We start from the raw sequence: 20,095 nt of genomic DNA, 5'->3' as shown, positions 1-20,095 counted from the left end.
TGGTACTTTGTATTGCATAATACTTTTATTTGTTATATCTTTGCACCGTGAAATTAATTAGTTTACATTTAGTAACCAAAAACCATACAAACAATGAAAAAGATTATTCTATCACTGCTATTGGCAGTAACGGTAAATGGCTTTGCACAATCTTCTTTTAAAGGAACCTTGTTGAATACTGAAAAAAAGCCTGTGAGTGCTGCTAATGTACTCCTAATGACTCTCCCCGACTCTACCCTCGTAAAAGGGGCAATAAGCAATCAGCGAGGTGTTTTTGAACTACCCAATGCCGCTGAGGGTAAAAAGGTGGTTATCAAAATTACGCATTTGGAATATCAAACGGTGGTATTTACGCCCTCAGGGAGTAACTTGGGCACCATTGTTTTGACCCCTGCTACCAATCAGTTAGGAGAAGTAGTGGTAACGGCACATCGCCCGATATTAGAACAGAAGGGTACGCGCATCAGTACCAATGTGGCGCAATCGACCTTGCAAAACCTACCCAAAGCCGAAATGCTTATCAACTTCTTGCCTGGGGTGAGCACTTCCTACACCGGTGGAGGTTATGAGGTGTTTGGCAAAGGCAATCCTATCTTCTATATCGATAACCGCAGGGTGCGCAATTTAGATGAGGTGAATCAGTTATCGCCCAAAGATATTGAGAGCATAGAGCTGGAAACCCAACCTGGTGCAGAACACGACAATACGGTGGGTGCGGTAATCTATATCAAACTGAAAAAGAAACAAGGTGATGGACTGAGCGGGTCGGTTGAAAATGAAAACTATGTGTTAAAAAAAGGAGCCTTAACAACTACTTGGCTTAGTCTCAACTATCGCAAAGGCAAAACCGACTGGTTTACTACCATAGGCAACTTCAACAACTTCAACAAGAAAAATTTCGACCTTTATCAGGACTTGCAAGTGCATACCCAAAGCAATGATTGGCGTGTGACGAGTGACGAAACTAACGAAAGTAATGCCAAAGGAATAAACGCTAAAATAGGGGTAGCACACGAGATTTCGGACAAACATTCCATAGGCGCAAGTGTGAGAGGGAGTGTAGAACCTTGGGTAGGACACAGGTTTAGCACCCAAGAGACCACTACCTTCAAAAATAACCTCCTTACTGCCAAAGGGCTCAATGAATACGACCGCTTTAGCCAAGATAAAAAGTTAGGCGTTAATGCTTATTACGAAGGTAAACTCACCGATAAACTGAAACTGCAAACCGATGTAGATTATATCGGTCAGCGTTCCGATAACACTTCCGATGTTGTGGAGCGCAACCTCCTAAGTGCTACCTCTCGTAACGTGCACACCCATTCCGACGCTGCTTCCGATTGGTGGGGACTCAAAACTACTTTCTTGCAAACCCTTGGCAAGGGCGCTATAAACTATGGCGTAGAGGCAAGCGACCTGCATCGCACTGAGGACTATACCGATAATGTGCTTTCGGCTTCGGATATTAAGAATACCGAAACGCGTTCGGCTGGTTTTGTGAGCTTCTCTCACCCTATCAAAAAGGTGAATTTGAAACTCGGTACGCGTTATGAGTACGCCGACTTCGGTTATTACGAAAACGGACAAAAAAGCCCCGTGAAAAGCAAGACCTACCGCGATTGGTTACCCAATATTTCTATCGCATTCCCTTGGGATAAAACTCAACTGACCTTTAGTTATGCACGCAAAATCAAACGCCCAGCTTTTTATGAGCTCAGCGACTACAATACTTATAGTTCTCCTTTCTTGTACAATCGCGGAAACCCATATATTGTGCCTCAGCTTACTGATGAATGGAATGCCTTGGCTACTTATGGTCCTATTTCGGCTTCGGTAAGTTATTCGAATATTCACAAAGGTATCTATTCCGATTACCAACTCTCAAGCATCAATCCCGATGCCGTTGAGAAAACCCTTCGCAATTACGACGATTTTAGCGAACTGAAATGTGTGCTCAATGCACAAACCCAAATAGGTAAATGGATGCCTAAACTTACGCTCACTTATAAAAAACCTTTTGCTAACAATGTGTTTTACACCAATGAAGGTAGATTTATGGTAGAAATGATGAACCAAATTACTCCTACTGAAAATTGGTTAATCTTGGCGATGTTTATTTATATGAACAAAGGTTCAAACCGAGAAGTCTACGCCTACAAGGATATGAGCGGAATAGTCGTAGGGGTAGCCCGTATGTTCTTCCACCAATCGCTTACGGTGTATACCGTAATTTCCGACCCTTATAACGGTCTCAATGAGCACACACGCGTACAAAATCCTTACATTAGCAATAGTACTGCTCAGAATTACAGCAATTTTGGATTTAAGATAGGACTGAGTTACAATTTCAATACCACCCAAAGCAAGTATAAAGGACAAGGTGCGGGAGAAGAAGAGAAGAACCGACTGTAATGAGAAAATTAGAGAATGAGGAAATGGGAAAATTAGAGAATGAGGAAATGAGAGAATTAGAAAATGGAAAAATGAGGATTGTTAGTTTATTCAACTTTGCCAAAGGTCGTAGCACGACGGGCAATTAACTTTGGCAAAGTTTGGGATGAAAAAGCGATGTGTTGAGACTGTTAGGGGTGTTCGGAAGGAAACGGAAAAGTTCGGAAGAGGAGAGATAGAGTTTTTGATGGAAAAAGGGTGTAAGGAGGGTGGGGTTAGCTTATAGAGAGCTTATAGGAAGCTTATACGAATCTTGGACGATTGGTATAGAAAGGGTTTATAAGTGATTGACTCATAGTATAATACAACAAGGCTAAAAATGGTAAAAACGGGGTTTCGAGGCGAAAGAAAGAGGAATAGGTGATAGGCCTTAGGCCATAGGCACTAGGGGGAAGTATGACGGAAAAGGGAAGAAATGACGAATGACGAATGAAGAGTGACGAGTGGTGATGTAGATTTCTTTCAAAGGGGGAATGTAGTGATGGGAAAAGGAGAAAAGAGCAGAAAACAATTGTTAAAAGGTAGTATATTTTTGAAATCAAAAAAAATGTACTACCTTTGTGCTTTCTAAGTTACGTTAGTTATCATAATACTATTTTTGCTAACGTTACTATTATTAGCATTTTCTCGAAGAGTGGGAGCACAAGCGATATCTCTCATCACCTGTTGATGACTATGTGGAACAAAATGAGCGAGACTGATGAAAACAATATATTTACTCACTATACTATCCTTGTTAATAGGTTGTTTGAGTGTACAAGCACAAGAAAAAGAAGACGCTTTATTAATACCCGTAAAGCTTCCTTATTGTAGTATATTTGATACCTCAGCAAGAAAAATGGTAGATAGGACGGTGAAAGAATGTTTGGACTATTGGGTAGTAATGCACTTTGAATATCCTGAGAAAGCTCTGAAATGGGGCGTACAAGGGCAAGTGGTGCTTGACATAGTGATTGATAAGCAAGGGGTTCTAAAAATTAAAGGGGCTGAAGGAGGCGACCCTATATTGGAAAAGGCTGCTATAGACTTGTTTAAGAACTTTCCACCTATGTATCCAGCTAAGAATATCAAAGGGGAGGCTGTAGATTGCTATTATAAGTATCCTATTAATTTCAGATTAAAAGATTAGTAATTATGAACACAACTGCACAATACATAAAAGATTCTGAAGGGAATGACATTTTAGCTGTTATTCCTATGGAAACCTATAATGAATGGCGTTTTGAGAAGGCTGATTTAAGTAATACTCAAGAGATTCCAGAATGGCATAAAGAGATTTTAGATGAAAGCTTAAAAGAATTTGAAGAAACTGGTGAAGCAGAAGACTGGGAGGTTTTAAAACTAAAATTCAAACAGAAATATGGCTTCTGACACATTTAGAGTAGGAAAAGAGCTGAAAAAAATCTATCAAAGATATTAGATTATTATACTGATATTGATGAAAAATTAGCTAATCGCTTCTTCCAAGAGATAGATAAATGTTTTGAATACATAAAAGATTATCCTTATATGTTTACTAAAAGATATAGGGAAATCAGAGTGTGTTTTACCAAAGTATTCCCTTATGGGATTTATTATGTGATAAAAGTTACGCCTAAAAGAAAAACAACAACAATAACAGTGATAAATATTCTGCATACAAGCAGAAAAGTAAGATACAAAGAATAACAATCGTGAATAAAGAACATTTAAAACAATTAGAAGCTGAAAGTATTTACATAATGCGCGAAGTAGCGGCGCAGTTTGAGCGTCCTGCCTTGCTTTTTAGTGGTGGTAAGGACTCTATTACCTTGGTGCACTTGGCAATGAAAGCCTTTGCTCCTATGAAGATTCCTTTCCCTTTGGTACATATCGACACGGGTCATAACTTCCCCGAAGCTCTTGAATATCGCGATGCCCTTGCTAAACGCATAGGTGCGGAACTGATTGTGCGACAAGTAGAAGACACTATTAAAGCGAAAGGACTTACCGAGCCCAAAGGTAAGTTTGCTTCTCGTAACTGGTTGCAAACGCACACTTTATTGGACACTATTGAGGAGTTTCACTTCGACGCCTGCATAGGAGGGGCGCGTAGAGATGAAGAGAAAGCACGTGCCAAAGAGCGCTTCTTTTCAGTAAGAGACGAATTTGGTCAGTGGGACCCTAAGTTGCAACGTCCGGAGCTGTGGAACATCTACAACGGTCGGATACAGAAAGGCGAAAACGTGCGGGTGTTTCCTATCTCGAACTGGACGGAATTAGACGTATGGAATTATATTCAGCAAGAGAAAATAGCGCTTCCTTCTATCTATTTTGCGCACAATCGCGAGGTGATTGAGTACGAAGGTAGACTTATTGCAGTGTCGCCTTTTATCCAGATAGATGAAAACGATACTATCCTAAACAAGCGTGTGCGCTATCGCACGGTAGGTGATATGACCTGTACTGCTGCCGTAGAGAGCAATGCAGCGACTCTTGAAGAGGTGGTGAATGAGATTACTGCTTCGCGTATTTCGGAACGCGGTGAGACCCGTATAGACGACAAAGTAACGGAAGCGGCGATGGAAGACCGTAAAAAAGGAGGATATTTTTAATGATTAGTAGTTAGTGGTTAATTCTGATATGAAGAATTGCTTGTCGTGCTACGACTTTGGTCAGGTTTTTGTATGACCAAAGACAATAACTAAAAAACAAGATTACGAATGAGAAAAAGATTTTTATTTACAGCCTTAGCACTTTTCTTTTTGGCAACTGCGGAATCCTTTGCACAAGCGTTGCAACGCCATAACCTTGTACCTGAAATTAACTTACCACAGCCTAATGGTGAAAAGTTAGCGTTATCTTCATTACGTGGTAAATATGTGCTGGTAGACTTTTGGGCTTCGTGGTGTATGCCTTGCAAGAAGGAAAACAAATACCTCAAACAAGCGTATAAAGAGTTCAAAGGGAAGAATTTTGTAATTCTATCAGTATCGATAGATAGACCTAAGGATAAAGACGCTTGGCAGGACGCTATCAAAATAGAAGGAATGGTGTGGCATAATGTGTGGGACAACGATGGCAAAACCGCTGAGAAATATGGGGTAACGAGTATCCCTGCGCCTTTTCTTATAGACCCGGAAGGAAACTTATTGTCGCAAGGAGATAACCTAAGAGCTAATGATTTAATGAAAACGCTGAAGAAATACATCAAATAGTCGCTGTGCGACGGGCGTTTTTGTTATATCGAATTAACATTAAAATAATATATAAAATATTTGCAATGAAGAAAATCAAGTTTATGATGCTACTGAGCGTAGCAATAGGATTGGGGAGTTGCTCTACCAGTACCCAAGCGGTATATTGGGTAAATAGCTCCCAGGTAGAAAGCAGTGCAGGAGCTGGCAAAATGCAATGCTTGCAAGTGTACAAAGGTGATAATTTAAGTAAAGCACAATGGGAGGCTTTTTGTGCTCCTATTGAAGGTTTTACCTTTGAAGAAGGCTACTTTAAGAAGATAGAAGTAAGCGAAAAACCGCTGAAGGACGCCTCCGCCGGTGCACCAAATGTTGCTTATACTTTGGTGCGCGAAATAGAAAAGGTGAAAGACTCTCGATTTGATTTGCAAGGCGAATGGAAACTGGTGAGTATGGGAGAAATGGTTATCACCCCTGAGGCACAGCCTACATTAAAACTCAATATCAGTGAAATGAAGGTGAATGGCTCTGACAGCTGTAATACCTTTATGGGAAGTATTAAAACCTTCACCGATAAAGAACTTGTATTTGGTGATTTAGCTTCTACACTAATGCTTTGTGCAGAAAAAATGGAGGTTGCTGATGCTTTTGGTATGGCTATGCAAAAGGTAAGACAATACCAACTAAAAGGAGACCAACTGTTGCTTACCGATGAACAAGGAGGTGTACTCCTTACTTTTGCAAAGAAATAGTTGTTTCAATTATTAAAAAAGAAAGGCTGTGCAGAGCGTTCTGCACAGCCTTTCTCAATTATATTGGTGTTTAACTAATCATCTTCTTCGTCATAGGTATCGGCTTCATCGTATTCCTCTTCAGAATACTCAGGTTCTACTGCCTTTTTATCTTTAGCCTTAGTACTCTTTTTACCTTTTTTAGGATTAGAAGAGAGTTCATTATGTTTAAGCCATTCGCGTAGTTCTACTTCTATTTGCTCAGCTATTTCTGGATTGTCGTTAAGCATTGCAATAGAGGCGTCACGTCCTTGACCTAATCGGGTGCCTTTATAGCTATAAAAAGCACCGCTTTTATCTACGATATCAGCCTCAACGCCTAACTCAAGAAGTTCAGCAGACTTAGAGATGCCTAAGCCAAACATAATATCGAAAGTAGCGGTTTTAAAAGGCGATGCTACTTTGTTTTTAACTATTTTCACCTTGGTTTTATTACCTATGATTTCGCCATTGCTGTCCTTAATAGCAGCGCTTCCTTGAGGGCCTCCGTCTTTACGGATATCTATACGCACAGAGGCATAAAATTTAAGTGCATTACCCCCTGTAGTTGTTTCGGGGTTTCCAAAAGTAATACCTATTTTATCACGCAACTGATTGATGAAAATAACGATACATTTTGCTTTGCTAATACTACCGGTGATTTTGCGTAAAGCCTGAGACATTAGTCGGGCGTGAAGCCCCATTTTGGAGTCTCCCATTTCGCCATCAATCTCACCTTTGGGAGTAAGTGCAGCGACCGAGTCGATTACTACGAGGTCTACTGCATTGGAACGAATAAGAGCATCGGCAATTTCAAGAGCTTGTTCGCCACTGTCAGGCTGAGTAATCAATAGATTTTTAACATCTACACCTAAGCGTTGTGCGTAAACAGGGTCGAAAGCGTGTTCAGCATCGATAAAAGCAGCTGTCCCTTTAGCTTTTTGTACTTCGGCGATAGCGTGCAGTGTAAGGGTGGTTTTACCAGAAGATTCAGGTCCATAAATTTCGATTACGCGCCCTTTAGGATATCCACCAACGCCTAAAGCGACATCGAGCCCGATAGAACCCGTAGAGTAAACTTCTACATCTTCGACAGGATTATCGCCTAAGGCACGTACAGTTCCTTTGCCATAGGTTTTGTCTAATTTTTCTAAGGTGAGTTTTAGAGCTTGTTTTTTAGCCTCTTCTACACTCATTTCCTTGTTATCTTTTGTTGTTTTAGCCATTTTATACTACTTGTTTTAATAGGGCAAAGATACAAAATCTAATGATAAATACAATAATGTAGCGTAATTATTTTAGTTTTTCATTATTGTGATGACGGTCGTGGTCACGTTGTGTTTTTTTAGCATCTTCTTATCAAAAGCCTCTTGCAAGTCAATCCCTGTTTGATTGGCTAAGCAAAGTACTACAAATACTACATCGGCAAGTTCTTCGCCTAAATCTTTGTTTTTATCACTTTCTTTCTCGGACTGTTCTCCATAACGGCGAGCAATAATACGGGCAACCTCTCCTACTTCCTCAGTGAGCTGTGCCATATTGGTAAGCTCATTAAAATAGCGAACACCGTGTTCTTTTATCCAATTATCAACTGCTAATTGTGCATTTTTGATATCCATAGTTTACAAATTTATTTTCTATTAAAAAACTGCTTTAAAAGAGCATTGCTTTTGATAGCAACGCTCTTTCAAAGCAGTTTAAAGAATATTTCTGTGAATTTAAAATTAGTTTGTCCACATATCTTGCTCTCTGTCGCGAATTTTCTCTTTAATTTTGTCAGCTTCTAACAATTGGAAGAGTGCATTATCAGGAAGGAATTCCTTGATTTTTCTGTCGCCGTATACATTCGCTTCTTTAAATATCACGGAACTAAACATTCGTGCATTTAAAACGTGGTCGAAAGATACAGGGCGAGCATCATTCTTCCTATTAAAGGTTTTCGCTTCGTGCAAAATATCGCGTACTTGCGGATAGAATACCCAGAATAGAGGTACTAATGCCGACATAGTAGAGTCATCAGAATCTATAAAGTTTACGTCGGGAGCTACAGGAGCTAACGCGAGCAAACGATATTTTAATTCACCTTGGCGTTTGTCGAAATACCAAATACCTCTGATGTGGTACTGAGCGATATCTGCAGACTCTAAGTTTCTATGAGTTACATATTCAGGAGAAAGAGCCTCACCTGCGTTAAGTTGCTCATAGCCTACATCTAAAGTATCTACTTTTGATAGTGATGCTTCTATTGACTCTGCTGTTTTTGTTTGAGTAAAATAAGAATCTACATAGATGTCTTGAATTTTGCCATTCTTGATGTTCTTCAAAAGTACATCATACAATGAGCGACGATAAGCATCTATTTCCAAGGTATCAGTAGGGAAAAGGAGAGGAAAGTTAGCTCTTTCGTTGAGGTCGATTACTTCCCATACCTCTACTGACCAAAGGATATCGCGGTCGTCCACATAGCCATAAGGTAGTGGTTTGTCATTATCAGCTTCTATTCGCGCTTCAGATTTAACTCCTATATCGCTTGCTACTTTTGCGTTTAAGATGTTTACCTGAGCTTTGGAGAGCTGAAATGCAAATACTGAAAGCAATAATAATATTATATTTTTTACGTGCATAATAATGGTTTGTCTTAGTTTGTTATTTCAACTACAATTGGTGATACAGGAGGTAATCTGAGGTCAGAGTTACCGATGATACTTGCTTTCACGTCAAATATCTGGATTTTATCACCACGTTTAGCTCTTAGAACAGCTGCTCTTGCTTGTTCGTTCATTCTGCTACCTTTCACGTATACACTTGGTTGTCCTGGAATGAACACTTTAAATTCGTTTACTTGTAGTTTCAAGTCAAAGTCGAAGTCTTCCAAAACAGCCATCACTGGCATTACAGATACGTTTGCTTTTGGTAATTTAGCGTTTCCTATTTGTCCGCCCAAGCTGGTTACAGCACGTGGGATATTTTTAATACGGAACATTTTAGAAGAGCTGAATTTTTGTCCTGCAAGCTCACCTGTTACGTGAATAGTAACTTCTCTACCTTGTCCTGGACGCATTACCCAAGCACCACTACCACTCGCTTTAGATAAACCAGGTGCTGATGCTGAAATTTTGTTATCAGGAACACCAGGCATAGAGATAGTGATAGGGTTAGCAACACCACGATACACTACGTTCATCTTATCAGCTGAAATAACTGCTGAGTTTGGTTTAGGAATCACTGAGAAAGATTGTGCTACAGGTACAGCAATACGTTTTCCGTCTTGGTCGAAGTATAAGTTACCTGTGATTTTGTGGTCACCTGTATTACCTGCTGAAATGTTTAATTTCACACGACCATCTTCAATGGTGTATTCACTTGTTCCTAACTTTCTACCGTCGATAGCGATGTCTACTTCATTAGGACGTGTAGTAGCGTCTTTTCTACCCAATACGATAGAACCATCGAATTTCTCACCTTGGTAATACGCCCCTTTACTTTGCTCAAGTAAAGTTGTATAGTTAGTCATTGAAACTTGTGATTTCAAGCTACCTGCCAAAGCACTATCGAAAAATTCTTGTTGAATAGTTAAGATGTCTGACTGCATCATTGAGAATTTTGCCAAAGTTGCAATATAAGGGAACCCTTCAAAGTTAAAGTGTAACCATTTTACAGTTCTACCTTCTCTATCTTTTACGTCGTCAGTATTAAAGTTTGCTTTTACTTTATCGGCTAAAGCTTTATAAGCTGGATTATCTCCCAATACTTTTAATACTCCTTCGCGATAGGTTTTCATTTTTTCAATGAATTCACTTGCGTGAGCTTTAGCTTGTGCTCCCTCAGCAAAGAAATAATTGTCAGTAAAATCTGACTGATCCATTGCCTGATAGTTTCTTTGATTTACAGGAATGTCTTTTTGACCAATTACATCTTCTACTTTGGTTTTAATATCTTGGATATAGCTGTACAATCCATCTGATAGTTCCTTTATTTGTTTGGATTGTTCATATATCTCACCATATTGAGCTTGATTCTCATTTGCTTTATTTGCTAATTCGGCTAAAGCATTAGATGTGCCTTCATTAGCTCTTTTGTTTGATGATTCAAACTTTTGATTCACTAACCCGAATGCATCTAGTACTTGCTTGCCCATATTCAATGCGATCATCGCAAGGAATACTAAGTACATCAGGTTAATCATCTTCTGTCTTGGACTTAATTTTCCACCTGCCATAAGCTATTTTTTTAATAAGTTAATAAATAATTACTCTTATCGTGCGCCGCCCATTGCAGATAACATTCCTCCATAGATAGTGTTCAAAGATCTTAAGTTGTCTTTAAACGTAAGCATTTGCTGATTTAATGAATCTAAGTTATCAACAACACCTGCTTGTGCAGATACTTGTCTTTCTGTTCTTTCTAATTGTAATTTGTAAAGGCTGTTTAATGACTCTAAATTTGATGCTGCTGCTGAAAGCTCTTCACCATATTTGTGAGTAGCCACCATCGTATTAGCCACTGGAGCAATTTCTTTACTTGCTTCTGCGAAGTTTTCAATAGATCTTCCCAATGAACGCATCATATTCGCATCAATACGAGCCTCTGCTAAAATACCATCTAATTTTTGTGATAATGATTCTCTAAGAATCTTATCTTCTCCTGACTGTAAAGCCAAAGCTCCTTGGCGTCCTGATGGAGCACCTCCTTTTAGCTCAGGATAAACCAATGACCAATCGAACTCTTCATCTATTGGTTCAAAAGCTGAAAAGAAGAAGACGAATGCTTCTGTTCCCATCCCTACTGCTAACAATACGCCACCGCTGATACCTAAGATATCCACGTGCAAAATTTTGGCTAAGGCACCGATAATTACAACTGAGGCACCTATACCATAAACCATATTAAACAATTTCTTTGTTGATCTACTTCCTGCCATAAGACTTTTTTTATTTGTTAAATTTATTAGTTAATTTGTTTGATTTTTCTTTTAATTCTATCTGTATCCTCTTGCTGATTTAGCCTGTTGTTTGTCGCTGATACCCATAAAATCTTGTACGGTACGGAACCCTATATAACTACGGGCTGAGTCTTGGTACTCATAATCACGAGTATTTACTTGCAACATAAAGGCAACGTCTTTCCAAGAACCTCCACGTATTACTTTACGGTGATTTTTGTCATCAAGTACGTTAGGATTCATTGTAGACATATATTCATATGAATTGGGGTCATATGAGGTGTTTGTCCATTCTGATACGTTACCTGCCATATTGTAGAGGTTGTAACCATTAGGTTCGTACGACTTAGCTTCTACGGTATAGAGTGCATTATCAACAGCATAGTCTCCACGCATTGGTTTAAAGTTTGCAAGGAAACAAGCTCTATCATCATAGGTATAAGGACCTCCCCAAGGATAAGTACCTCCTGGCAGACCACCACGTGCTGCGTATTCCCATTCCGATTCAATTGGTAAACGGAAAGAGTTTACTGTGTAATCACCTTTTGATTTTTGATAAGAGTTTTTGTTAAGAGTACGCCATTCACAGAAGGCTTTGGCTTGAATCCAACTAACGCCTACCACAGGATAGTCGCCATAGGCTTCGTGCCAAAAATAGTCGTTGTGCATTGGCTCGTTATAAGAATAGTTGAAGTCGCGAATCCATACAGTAGTATCAGGATATACTTTCACGATTTCCTCTTTAATGAAGTCTTTACGGTTACCGCGAGTACGAGCGGCTTTATCCATATCAAGCCATTGATATTTAAACTCGAACTTCTGAACGTCCATAATGCGTTTGCCGTTGTAGGCTTCTTCTTCGGGCAAATACATTTTGTCCATTACTTCCGAGTAGTATTCATCTGGGAATTTATTAGTGTCCCAAATAAGTGCTACTTTCTTGTTCAATTTTCGTGCTTTTTGGTCGCCATATGTGTTTTGAAGATACTGCTGATAAGCATTCATCTTCTCGGTGTTCGCATCTAAGTATGCGTATTCACCGATACCTCCACTACCTTGGGTCTGACCGGTTTGTTCCGCCATTTCAGCTAACTGAGTACGGATAATTGAATCGCGAACCCAATTCACGAACTGGCGATACTCACTATTTGTGATTTCGGTTTCGTCCATATAGAACGACCCCACGCTCACAGTTTTCACTGGTGCGTTAAAACTCGCAGTTTTATCATCATCGGAACTACCCATAATGAAAGAACCACTCGGAATAAGCGTCATACCGTAAGGAGCTGGCTGTTTCCAGCTCTTCCCCTTAACACCTACAAGCTCTCCTTTGCTGTCGCCACCGCCACGCTTACACGCAGCTAGTACTAATAGTACAAGTAGCATTACAAATATTCTTCTTGCCATAAACATTGTTTAAATTCACATTTAATTAGGGCGCAAACGTACGCATTTATTTTATACACACAAAATTTATTCAACAATATTTTTCAATAACCTACAAACTTTAACACTATTTTTACATTTTAACCCCTTTTACCCCTTGAAATGTAAAAAAAAAGTAAAAGAATGAGTTTACTTTTTACCCTATTTAATACTTCTTTTGTAAACACTTTTGGCTACTAAATAGTATAAAAAGCTGTGTAATATTGTTACGAGCCTTTTTCTCTTTTTCCTCTCTCCTACTCTTTATTGGAGTGTTTTAATCCCCATATTCCAAAGAGTGAATGCTTGCAAATCGGCGTTTTGTTCTATAGTTTTGCTCACTGGTGTCCCTGCTCCGTGCCCTGCATTGGTCTCTATTCGTATAAGAATAGGGTTGTTGCCCGTTTGTTTAGCTTGCAATTCCGCAGCAAACTTAAAACTGTGAGCAGGTACTACTCTATCGTCGTGGTCACCTGTTGTTATAAGAGTAGCAGGATAAACTACTCCTTGTTTTACATTGTGTAAGGGTGAATAGGCTTTTAAGTATTCAAACATTTCTTTGCTATCATCAGATGTGCCATAATCATAAGCCCAGCCTGCTCCTGCGGTAAAAGTGTGATAACGTAACATATCGAGTACACCTACTGCGGGTAAAGCTACCTTAAACAGGTCGGGGCGCTGTAACATAGTGGCTCCTACCAAGAGTCCTCCGTTAGAGCCTCCTCTGATAGCAAGGTATTGGGGAGAGGTGTATTTCTCTTTTATAAGATATTCAGCAGCTGATATAAAATCGTCGAACACGTTTTGCTTTTGCATCTTAGTGCCTGCATCGTGCCATTGTTTACCGTATTCACCTCCTCCACGTAAGTTAGGAACAGCATATACCCCACCGAGTTCCAACCACACCGCATTGGCAACACCGAATGTAGGCATCAAACTGATGTTGAACCCTCCATATCCATATAATAAGGTAGGATTTTTACCGTTGAGTTTGATTCCTTTTTTATAGGTAATCATCATTGGTATTTTTGTGCCATCTTTAGAAGTATAAAACACTTGCTTAGATTCGTAGTGAGTGGCATCAAAAGCAATAGCGGGTTTCCAATAGAGTTCAGTAGCTCCTGTTGCCAAATCCATTTTGTATATTTGGGTAGGATATGCGTAATTGGTGAAACTAAAATAGGTGTGTGTTTCATCTTTTTTAGCATAAAAACCTCCCGCACTACCTATACTGGGGAGCTTCACTTCGCGAATGAGCTTTCCCTCGTAGTCGTATTGTTTTACCTGAGAAAGAGCATCTACCATATATTTAGCAAATAGATATTTACCTGCGGTAGTAATACTGAGCACATTCTTGGTTTCAGGGATAACATCTTGCCAATGCTCTGGCTGTGGATTTTTAAAGTCTACTTTCACTAAGCGACCGTTAGGCGCATTGATATTGGTTTCTAAAAAGAGTGTTGTGCCTTGGTTATTTACAAATCCTGTATCTCCATCGAAGTTGTTGGTAATAGTTACCAAAGAAGATTTAGGATTAGATAAATCTTTTACAAATAGTTTATTACCTGAGGTCGCATTGGCAACCGAAATGAACAGATATTTTCCGTCATTGGATACTGTGCCCGACACATAACGATATTTCTCAGCTGGTGTACCACCAAAAATGAGTTTATCACTCTTTTGAGATGTGCCGAGTTTGTGATAATAAAGTTTGTGCTGGTCGGTTTTTGCTGATAGTTCACTGCCTTTGGGTTTGTCGTAGCTGGAATAGAAGAAGCCTTCGTTACCTTTCCACGCTATACTACTAAACTTTATATCTACTAAGGTATCACCTATTGCTTTTTTAGTTTTCGCATCGAGCACTATCCCTTTACGCCAATCGCTACCGCCTTCTGAAATGAGATAAGCTACTAACGAACCATCTTCGGAGAAAGCGACGTCTCCTAATGAAGTTGTTCCGTCCTTAGAAAAAGCATTCGGATTTAAGAAAATTTCTTCTTTACCTTCTTTATCTTTGCGATAGAGCACCGATTGGTTTTGTAAGCCGTCGTTCTTGTAATAATAGGTATAATCACCTTCGGTAAAAGGAGCGCTCAGTTTCTCATAGTTCCAGAGTTTCTCGAGTTTCTCTTTTATTGCTTGTCGATAGGGTATTTTGGAGAGATAACCAAACGTAAAATCGTTTTGGGCTTTTACCCACTGAGCGGTTTCAGCAGAACGGTCGTCTTCGAGCCAACGGTAAGGGTCAGCCACCTGAGTGCCAAAGTAAGTGTCGACGGTATTATCCATACGTGTTTGAGGATAGTTCATCTTTTCGTCGTTAGTGTTGTTAGAGTTTTGATTGCAGGCTACTAAAAGAAGTAGTGCTGCGGAGAATAAGAAATGTTTCATATTATAATTTATTAGTAATGTCTATTAAAAGTTAAAATAAAGCATTTAGGTTAGCTATTATCTATAAAAAAGGGTGCCTAAAAATATTGCTATTTTTAAAACACCCCATATTCTTAATTTAGTTATAAAATCTCTCAGCTTAGAAGAACAAAGCTACCCCGATACCAACACCGAAGTTGCCTATTCGCGTTTCTGCTTTATTGTCTTGTTTGTTCTTCAAGTTCATATAGTCATAACCTACATAACCTGTAAGAGCAGCACCTTGGTTTACAAAGTAAGCCATACCTCCTTTTACTCCTAATGCCAATCCTCTTGTTTTATTACTATCATTATCTCCTGCTGAAGACCAAGCATATCCTACTTTTGCTCCTACAAAAGGTGCTAAGTTGCCACCAATAGGAAAATAATAATGTGCATTAGGAGCTATAACGAACGCAGAAGCTGTTCCCTTTGTTTCTGAACCTGCTACAGGTTTCACTTTGGTAGTAGTACTTTGGTACTCTAATCCTAAACCTACTGCTAAATTATTAATTACAAAATAATTCAAATTAGGTACAAACTTAAATGTGTTTTGCGTTGTTACATTACCTGATGTTCCGTCATAACGAGGTGTTTCTTTAACAGAGTTAAATGAAAGAGCCAAGTCAGAACCTACCATCCAGTTTCCTTTTTCAGTTTGTGCGTATGTAGCGCTTGCAAAAGCAACTGCTACGATTAATAAAAATTTTTTCATACTATTCTATATTTTTATTGTTATTAATAAGGCAAAGGTACAACTTATTTTCGAATGTGCAAATTTTTTTAAAGAAATTTTTCGTTTTGTTTTAACTTTTAGAATGGTTATACTATAATATCTGTTCAAAATGTAATTCTAATTCTTAATCTCCTTTGCAGTATACACTTTGCTAAAGTTAATCGTCCGCCGTGCTACGGCTACCCGTGTGTCCACACCTGTCCAACAAGTCTAACCAGCAAAACGAGTGACATTAGTAGATAGCAACACTATAAACTCAATCAATATTCAACTATAATTTAATTAACCTTCATTGTAGACCCACTGTAGACCCACTGTAGACCCACTATAGTTCCGTTTAAAGTTTATTTAACGTCTGTTCTAAATATACAACACTGATTTACAATTACGTTTGTATCACAATCCGTGTAAATCCAGCAACGAAGTTGCCCATCAGTGCCCATCACATTTGTCAATTATCAATTATCAATTGTCAATTGAAAGACTTTCTGTAGCGTAAACTACACTTTTATTAAATCAACTAAAAAAGGGTGTCTTAAAAAATATCGCTACTTTTTAAAACACCCCATATTTATAATTATGAAGGATTTTCTACTTAGAAGAACAAGGCAACACCTATACCTACACCCAAAACACCCTCTTTGGTTTTGCGTTTAGTGTTTTCTGTATGCTTTAAAGAAAAATGGTCATACTCTGCATAAGCTGTAATAGCAGCTCCTCGGTTTACAAAGTAAGCAAGACCTGCTTTACCACCTACTACCAATCCTCTCCATTCACCAGCACCAATCCCTGAGGGATTTTTTCTACTTGTAAAACCTACTCTTGCCCCTACAAAAGGCGCTAAATTTCCTCCCACAGGGAAGTAGTAGTGCATATTAGGTGCAATTATAAGGGTATTTGTTTCCGTATCCCAACTACTATTAGCTCTTTTGTCTCTTGAGTGTTCATATCCCACTCCTAACCCTACTGCTAAGTTATTAACCACAAAGTAGTTAAAGTTAGGTGTAATTTTAAAAGTAGTTATGGTTTGATCCATATATTGTACCTGATCATCTTTCTCTACTACATTTTTAGATTGAAATGAAAGACCCAAATCAGCGCCTACCATCCAGTTTCCTTTTCCGGTTTGTGCGTAGGTAACAGTTGCAAAAACAACAGCTACCACTAATAAAATTCTTTTCATACTGTTCATTTTTTGTTTTTAATTAAGGCAAAGATACAAAATAATTACGAATTACAAAATACAAATTACGAAAAATGTTTTTTCACTTTTCACTAATGGCAAAAAGCTACCATATCTAATCCGTTTTCAATACAAAAATCGATGTTCTCTTTTAGTCCCATAATATGTTCATAACTATAGCCTTTGTCTCTTCTTCCTCAGTTTCGCTTTTAGAGCCAAAAACAGCTTTTATCTCTGGAGTTTTTACTCCGTAAGCAAACATATAGTATCCCATAGGTGAGTGGTTTTTAAAGAAAGGACAAAGATAGTGTTTTTATAAAGAGAAGGACAAAAGTATAGTTAGTAAATTCAAGAATAAGTTGTATTTTTGCCAAATAAGTAAATAGATATCAAAAATATGCAACACTGGATATTGACCTCTGCACAAGAGTTTTACGCAAATGCTAAAGATATATTGGACAAGTGCCGAGCCTCATTCTATATAGAGGTAGGAGATGGTAAGGGAGGATATAGGCAAATTCTTATCACTCGAGAGAATGAAAGTGCTATCTCCTCGATAATGCTTGAAGGGATAGAGGGTTTTACCTACCGTCAGTTTATCATTGTCTCTAGCCCTGATGTTACCATAGATACTGAAAAATGTATTTATGATCAAGATATACTGCCTTATGTTATAGAAGGTACAGGAGGAAGAGAAACGGAAGACATTATAGAGTGTATTTACTTGCGGATGATTCTCATCACCAAACTAATGGACGCTTCGGCTAAGTCTCTTTATAAGAAGTTGTATAAAAATTTAGAAGCTAACCCTAACTTTCGCAAGGGATTTCATCAAGGTTCTTCTATGCACAAAAACGCATTGTATGATCTAAGAACTATCCATAAGACCAAGCGATTTGGTCTTAACAATCCTTTATCTATTCTAACGATAGAGGAAAGAGAGGAGTAAAGATATTTTTAAGTTAAAAAACAACAAAGGCTGTCGCAAATTTTACTTTGTGACAGCCTTTTATTTACTATTTTAACGTCAGTTTGATATGTACAATATTGTTTTATTTGTTTTTTCATTACTGTTCCGTGAAATTCCTCAGCTAAAGCTGAGCAATCCGTGGAACAATGATGTTTTACAAAAGAATCATCTGTGTTAAATCTGTGAAATCCGTGAAATCTGTGCGAGACATTTAAAACAGCAAAGCTGTTTATTTGTCTGATTTTTCAAAGATTTGTAAGATTTCTGTAGCGTAAGCTATATTTTTTTACGTCAAACTCACGTTAATTTACTAATTGAATGCTTAGTTCTTTCAATTGCGCCTCATCAATAGGCGAAGGGGCATCAATCATCACATCGCGACCGCTGTTATTTTTAGGGAAAGCGATAAAGTCGCGTATGGTTTCTTGTCCGCCGAGCAGTGCTACTAATCGGTCGAAGCCAAAAGCCAAACCTCCGTGAGGAGGAGCGCCGTATCGGAAGGCGTTCATCAAGAAGCCAAATTGTGCTTGTGCCTGCTCAGGGGCAAAGCCTAATAGCTGGAACATCTTGGCTTGTAACTCTTGGTTGAAAATACGTATAGAACCTCCGCCTACTTCATTACCGTTGAGCACGAGGTCATAAGCATTGGCACGTACAGCACCTGGGTCGGTATCAAGTAACGGAATATCCTCAGGTTTAGGCGAGGTGAAAGGGTGGTGCATTGCAAAGAAACGTTCTTCCTCTTCGCTCCACTCCAAAAGAGGGAAATCTACGACCCAAAGTGGGGCATATTCATCGGGTTTGCGCAAGCCGAGACGCTCGGCGAGTTCCATACGGAGGGCGCTGAGTTGCCCACGTACTTTGTTTGCCTTGCCTGAAAGGATACAGATAAGGTCGCCTGCTTTGGCACCAGTGCGCTCTGCCCACGCCTTGAGGTCATCCTCGTTATAAAATTTATCTACTGATGATTTGAAGCTACCATCTTCATTGCACTTCACATACACCATTCCGGAAGCGCCTACTTGCGGACGTTTTACCCATTCTACCAAAGCGTCAATCTCTTTGCGAGTGTAGCTGTTAGCACCAGGTACGGCAATACCTACTACCAATTCGGCTTCGTTGAACACCTTGAAATCGCGGTGTTGCGCGAGGTCGTTGAGTTCGCCGAATTTCATACCGAAACGGATATCGGGTTTGTCGTTGCCGTAAGTTTTCATCGCCTCGGTATAAGTCATACGAGGGAAAGCCCCGAAGTCTAAGCCTTTAAGTTCTTTGAGGAGGTGTTTTGCCAAACCTTCAAAGGTCTGGATAATGTCCTCTTGTTCTACAAACGACATCTCGCAGTCTATTTGTGTAAACTCCGGCTGACGGTCGGCGCGGAGGTCTTCATCACGGAAACATTTTACAATTTGGAAGTACTTGTCTAATCCGCCTACCATTAGCAACTGCTTAAAGGTTTGTGGGGATTGAGGAAGTGCGTAGAACTCACCTGGGTTCATACGGCTGGGCACTACAAAGTCGCGTGCGCCTTCTGGTGTTGATTTGATAAGTACAGGGGTTTCTACCTCTATAAAGCCTTGTTCGGATAGATAGTTGCGCACCATTATCCCCACTTTGTGGCGGAAAATAAGGTTATCGCGTACAGGGGTACGGCGTATATCGAGATAGCGGTACTTCATACGGAGGTCTTCACCGCCATCGGTATTATCTTCAATAGTAAAAGGAGGGAGTTCGGAATGGTTGAGCAAGGTGAGCGCTGTAACGAGGATTTCCACTTCTCCGGTAGGAATATTTGTGTTGGCTGCCTCGCGTTTGATCACAGTACCTTGAATTTGAATCACGTCCTCACGAGAGAGGGTTTTAGCTTGCTCGAAGACTGCTTTGTCAGTGCGTTCTTCATCGAATATAAGCTGGGTGATACCATAGCGGTCGCGTAGGTCTACCCAAATCATAAATCCCTTGTTGCGGACGCGTTGTACCCATCCGCTAAGGGTTACTTGTTGTTTTTCGTGTGAGAGTCGTAGCTCTCCACAAGTATGCGTTCTGTACATTTA

19 protein-coding genes and 1 pseudogene are annotated in these 20,095 nt (G+C 39.4%); 9 read left to right on the top strand and 11 right to left on the bottom strand.

From position 1 onward, the window contains the following. Window positions 1-93: 93 nt before the first annotated feature. The 8 genes from C3V44_RS08510 (at window position 94) to C3V44_RS08475 (ending at window position 6,358) form a co-directional block, all read left to right on the top strand. Window positions 94-2,412: an outer membrane beta-barrel protein gene (locus C3V44_RS08510; RefSeq protein WP_106096171.1), complete on the top strand. Its 2,319-nt coding sequence runs from the start codon at window positions 94-96 to the stop codon at window positions 2,410-2,412. After that, complete coding sequence (locus tag C3V44_RS12520; RefSeq protein ID WP_256387416.1) at window positions 2,412-2,540, top strand: hypothetical protein; 129 nt, start codon at window positions 2,412-2,414, stop codon at window positions 2,538-2,540. The genes C3V44_RS08510 and C3V44_RS12520 overlap by 1 nt, the downstream gene beginning before the upstream one ends. Window positions 2,541-3,151: 611 nt before the next feature. Beyond that, the gene (locus C3V44_RS08500) at window positions 3,152-3,580 is read left to right on the top strand and encodes an energy transducer TonB (RefSeq protein ID WP_106096170.1); all 429 of its coding nucleotides are present in this window, start codon (window positions 3,152-3,154) and stop codon (window positions 3,578-3,580) included. A gap of 5 nt (window positions 3,581-3,585) precedes the next feature. After that, window positions 3,586-3,822, top strand: a complete 237-nt coding sequence (locus C3V44_RS08495; protein WP_009420581.1) for a hypothetical protein — start codon at window positions 3,586-3,588, stop codon at window positions 3,820-3,822. 42 nt (window positions 3,823-3,864) lie between these two features. Continuing rightward, the gene (locus tag C3V44_RS08490; RefSeq protein WP_371411831.1) at window positions 3,865-4,119 is read left to right on the top strand and encodes a type II toxin-antitoxin system RelE/ParE family toxin; all 255 of its coding nucleotides are present in this window, start codon (window positions 3,865-3,867) and stop codon (window positions 4,117-4,119) included. 5 nt (window positions 4,120-4,124) lie between these two features. Continuing rightward, the gene (gene cysD / locus C3V44_RS08485; RefSeq protein ID WP_002674358.1) at window positions 4,125-5,024 is read left to right on the top strand and encodes a sulfate adenylyltransferase subunit CysD; all 900 of its coding nucleotides are present in this window, start codon (window positions 4,125-4,127) and stop codon (window positions 5,022-5,024) included. A gap of 108 nt (window positions 5,025-5,132) precedes the next feature. Continuing rightward, the gene (locus C3V44_RS08480; protein WP_009418499.1) at window positions 5,133-5,627 is read left to right on the top strand and encodes a TlpA disulfide reductase family protein; all 495 of its coding nucleotides are present in this window, start codon (window positions 5,133-5,135) and stop codon (window positions 5,625-5,627) included. Between the two features lie 65 nt (window positions 5,628-5,692). Further along, window positions 5,693-6,358 (top strand): DUF4377 domain-containing protein, encoded by a 666-nt coding sequence (locus tag C3V44_RS08475; RefSeq protein WP_106096169.1) that lies wholly within the window; start codon window positions 5,693-5,695, stop codon window positions 6,356-6,358. A gap of 74 nt (window positions 6,359-6,432) precedes the next feature. Here C3V44_RS08475 and recA read toward each other — a convergent pair whose 3' ends face one another. The 10 genes and pseudogenes from recA to C3V44_RS12515 form a co-directional block, all read right to left on the bottom strand. Further along, window positions 6,433-7,602 carry a recombinase RecA gene (recA, locus tag C3V44_RS08470; protein ID WP_106096168.1) on the bottom strand — a complete coding sequence of 390 codons (1,170 nt, stop codon included), beginning with the start codon at window positions 7,600-7,602 and terminating at the stop codon, window positions 6,433-6,435. A 67-nt stretch (window positions 7,603-7,669) separates the two neighbouring features. Continuing rightward, window positions 7,670-7,995: pseudogene (locus C3V44_RS08465) on the bottom strand (nucleotide pyrophosphohydrolase). A gap of 105 nt (window positions 7,996-8,100) precedes the next feature. Continuing rightward, complete coding sequence (gene gldN, locus C3V44_RS08460; RefSeq protein ID WP_009418520.1) at window positions 8,101-9,000, bottom strand: gliding motility protein GldN; 900 nt, start codon at window positions 8,998-9,000, stop codon at window positions 8,101-8,103. 14 nt (window positions 9,001-9,014) lie between these two features. Continuing rightward, window positions 9,015-10,595 carry a gliding motility protein GldM gene (gldM, locus tag C3V44_RS08455; RefSeq protein ID WP_106096167.1) on the bottom strand — a complete coding sequence of 527 codons (1,581 nt, stop codon included), beginning with the start codon at window positions 10,593-10,595 and terminating at the stop codon, window positions 9,015-9,017. 36 nt (window positions 10,596-10,631) lie between these two features. Beyond that, window positions 10,632-11,297 (bottom strand): gliding motility protein GldL, encoded by a 666-nt coding sequence (gene gldL / locus C3V44_RS08450; RefSeq protein ID WP_002674368.1) that lies wholly within the window; start codon window positions 11,295-11,297, stop codon window positions 10,632-10,634. A 57-nt stretch (window positions 11,298-11,354) separates the two neighbouring features. Next, window positions 11,355-12,731: a gliding motility lipoprotein GldK gene (gene gldK / locus C3V44_RS08445; protein ID WP_002674370.1), complete on the bottom strand. Its 1,377-nt coding sequence runs from the start codon at window positions 12,729-12,731 to the stop codon at window positions 11,355-11,357. A 276-nt stretch (window positions 12,732-13,007) separates the two neighbouring features. Beyond that, window positions 13,008-15,134, bottom strand: a complete 2,127-nt coding sequence (locus tag C3V44_RS08440) for a prolyl oligopeptidase family protein (protein WP_106096166.1) — start codon at window positions 15,132-15,134, stop codon at window positions 13,008-13,010. Between the two features lie 139 nt (window positions 15,135-15,273). Then, window positions 15,274-15,867 carry an outer membrane beta-barrel protein gene (locus C3V44_RS08435; RefSeq protein WP_106096165.1) on the bottom strand — a complete coding sequence of 198 codons (594 nt, stop codon included), beginning with the start codon at window positions 15,865-15,867 and terminating at the stop codon, window positions 15,274-15,276. A gap of 616 nt (window positions 15,868-16,483) precedes the next feature. Further along, window positions 16,484-17,080 (bottom strand): outer membrane beta-barrel protein, encoded by a 597-nt coding sequence (locus C3V44_RS08430; RefSeq protein WP_016478304.1) that lies wholly within the window; start codon window positions 17,078-17,080, stop codon window positions 16,484-16,486. Window positions 17,081-17,222: 142 nt separating this feature from the next. After that, complete coding sequence (locus tag C3V44_RS12515) at window positions 17,223-17,345, bottom strand: hypothetical protein (protein WP_002674378.1); 123 nt, start codon at window positions 17,343-17,345, stop codon at window positions 17,223-17,225. Window positions 17,346-17,468: 123 nt separating this feature from the next. Between C3V44_RS12515 and C3V44_RS08420 the strand changes: the two genes are divergently transcribed. Further along, window positions 17,469-18,020: a hypothetical protein gene (locus C3V44_RS08420; RefSeq protein ID WP_016478305.1), complete on the top strand. Its 552-nt coding sequence runs from the start codon at window positions 17,469-17,471 to the stop codon at window positions 18,018-18,020. 323 nt (window positions 18,021-18,343) lie between these two features. Here C3V44_RS08420 and aspS read toward each other — a convergent pair whose 3' ends face one another. Beyond that, a complete protein-coding gene (gene aspS, locus C3V44_RS08415; RefSeq protein WP_106096164.1) occupies window positions 18,344-20,092 on the bottom strand; it encodes an aspartate--tRNA ligase in 1,749 nt (582 codons plus the stop codon). Window positions 20,093-20,095: the final 3 nt, after the last annotated feature.

The organism is Capnocytophaga sp. oral taxon 864 (assembly GCF_002998835.1).
In the GTDB taxonomy this organism is placed as follows: domain Bacteria; phylum Bacteroidota; class Bacteroidia; order Flavobacteriales; family Flavobacteriaceae; genus Capnocytophaga; species Capnocytophaga ochracea.
Note: the sequence above shows the minus strand (reverse complement) of the source record. Positions and strands in the feature narration are given on the sequence as shown.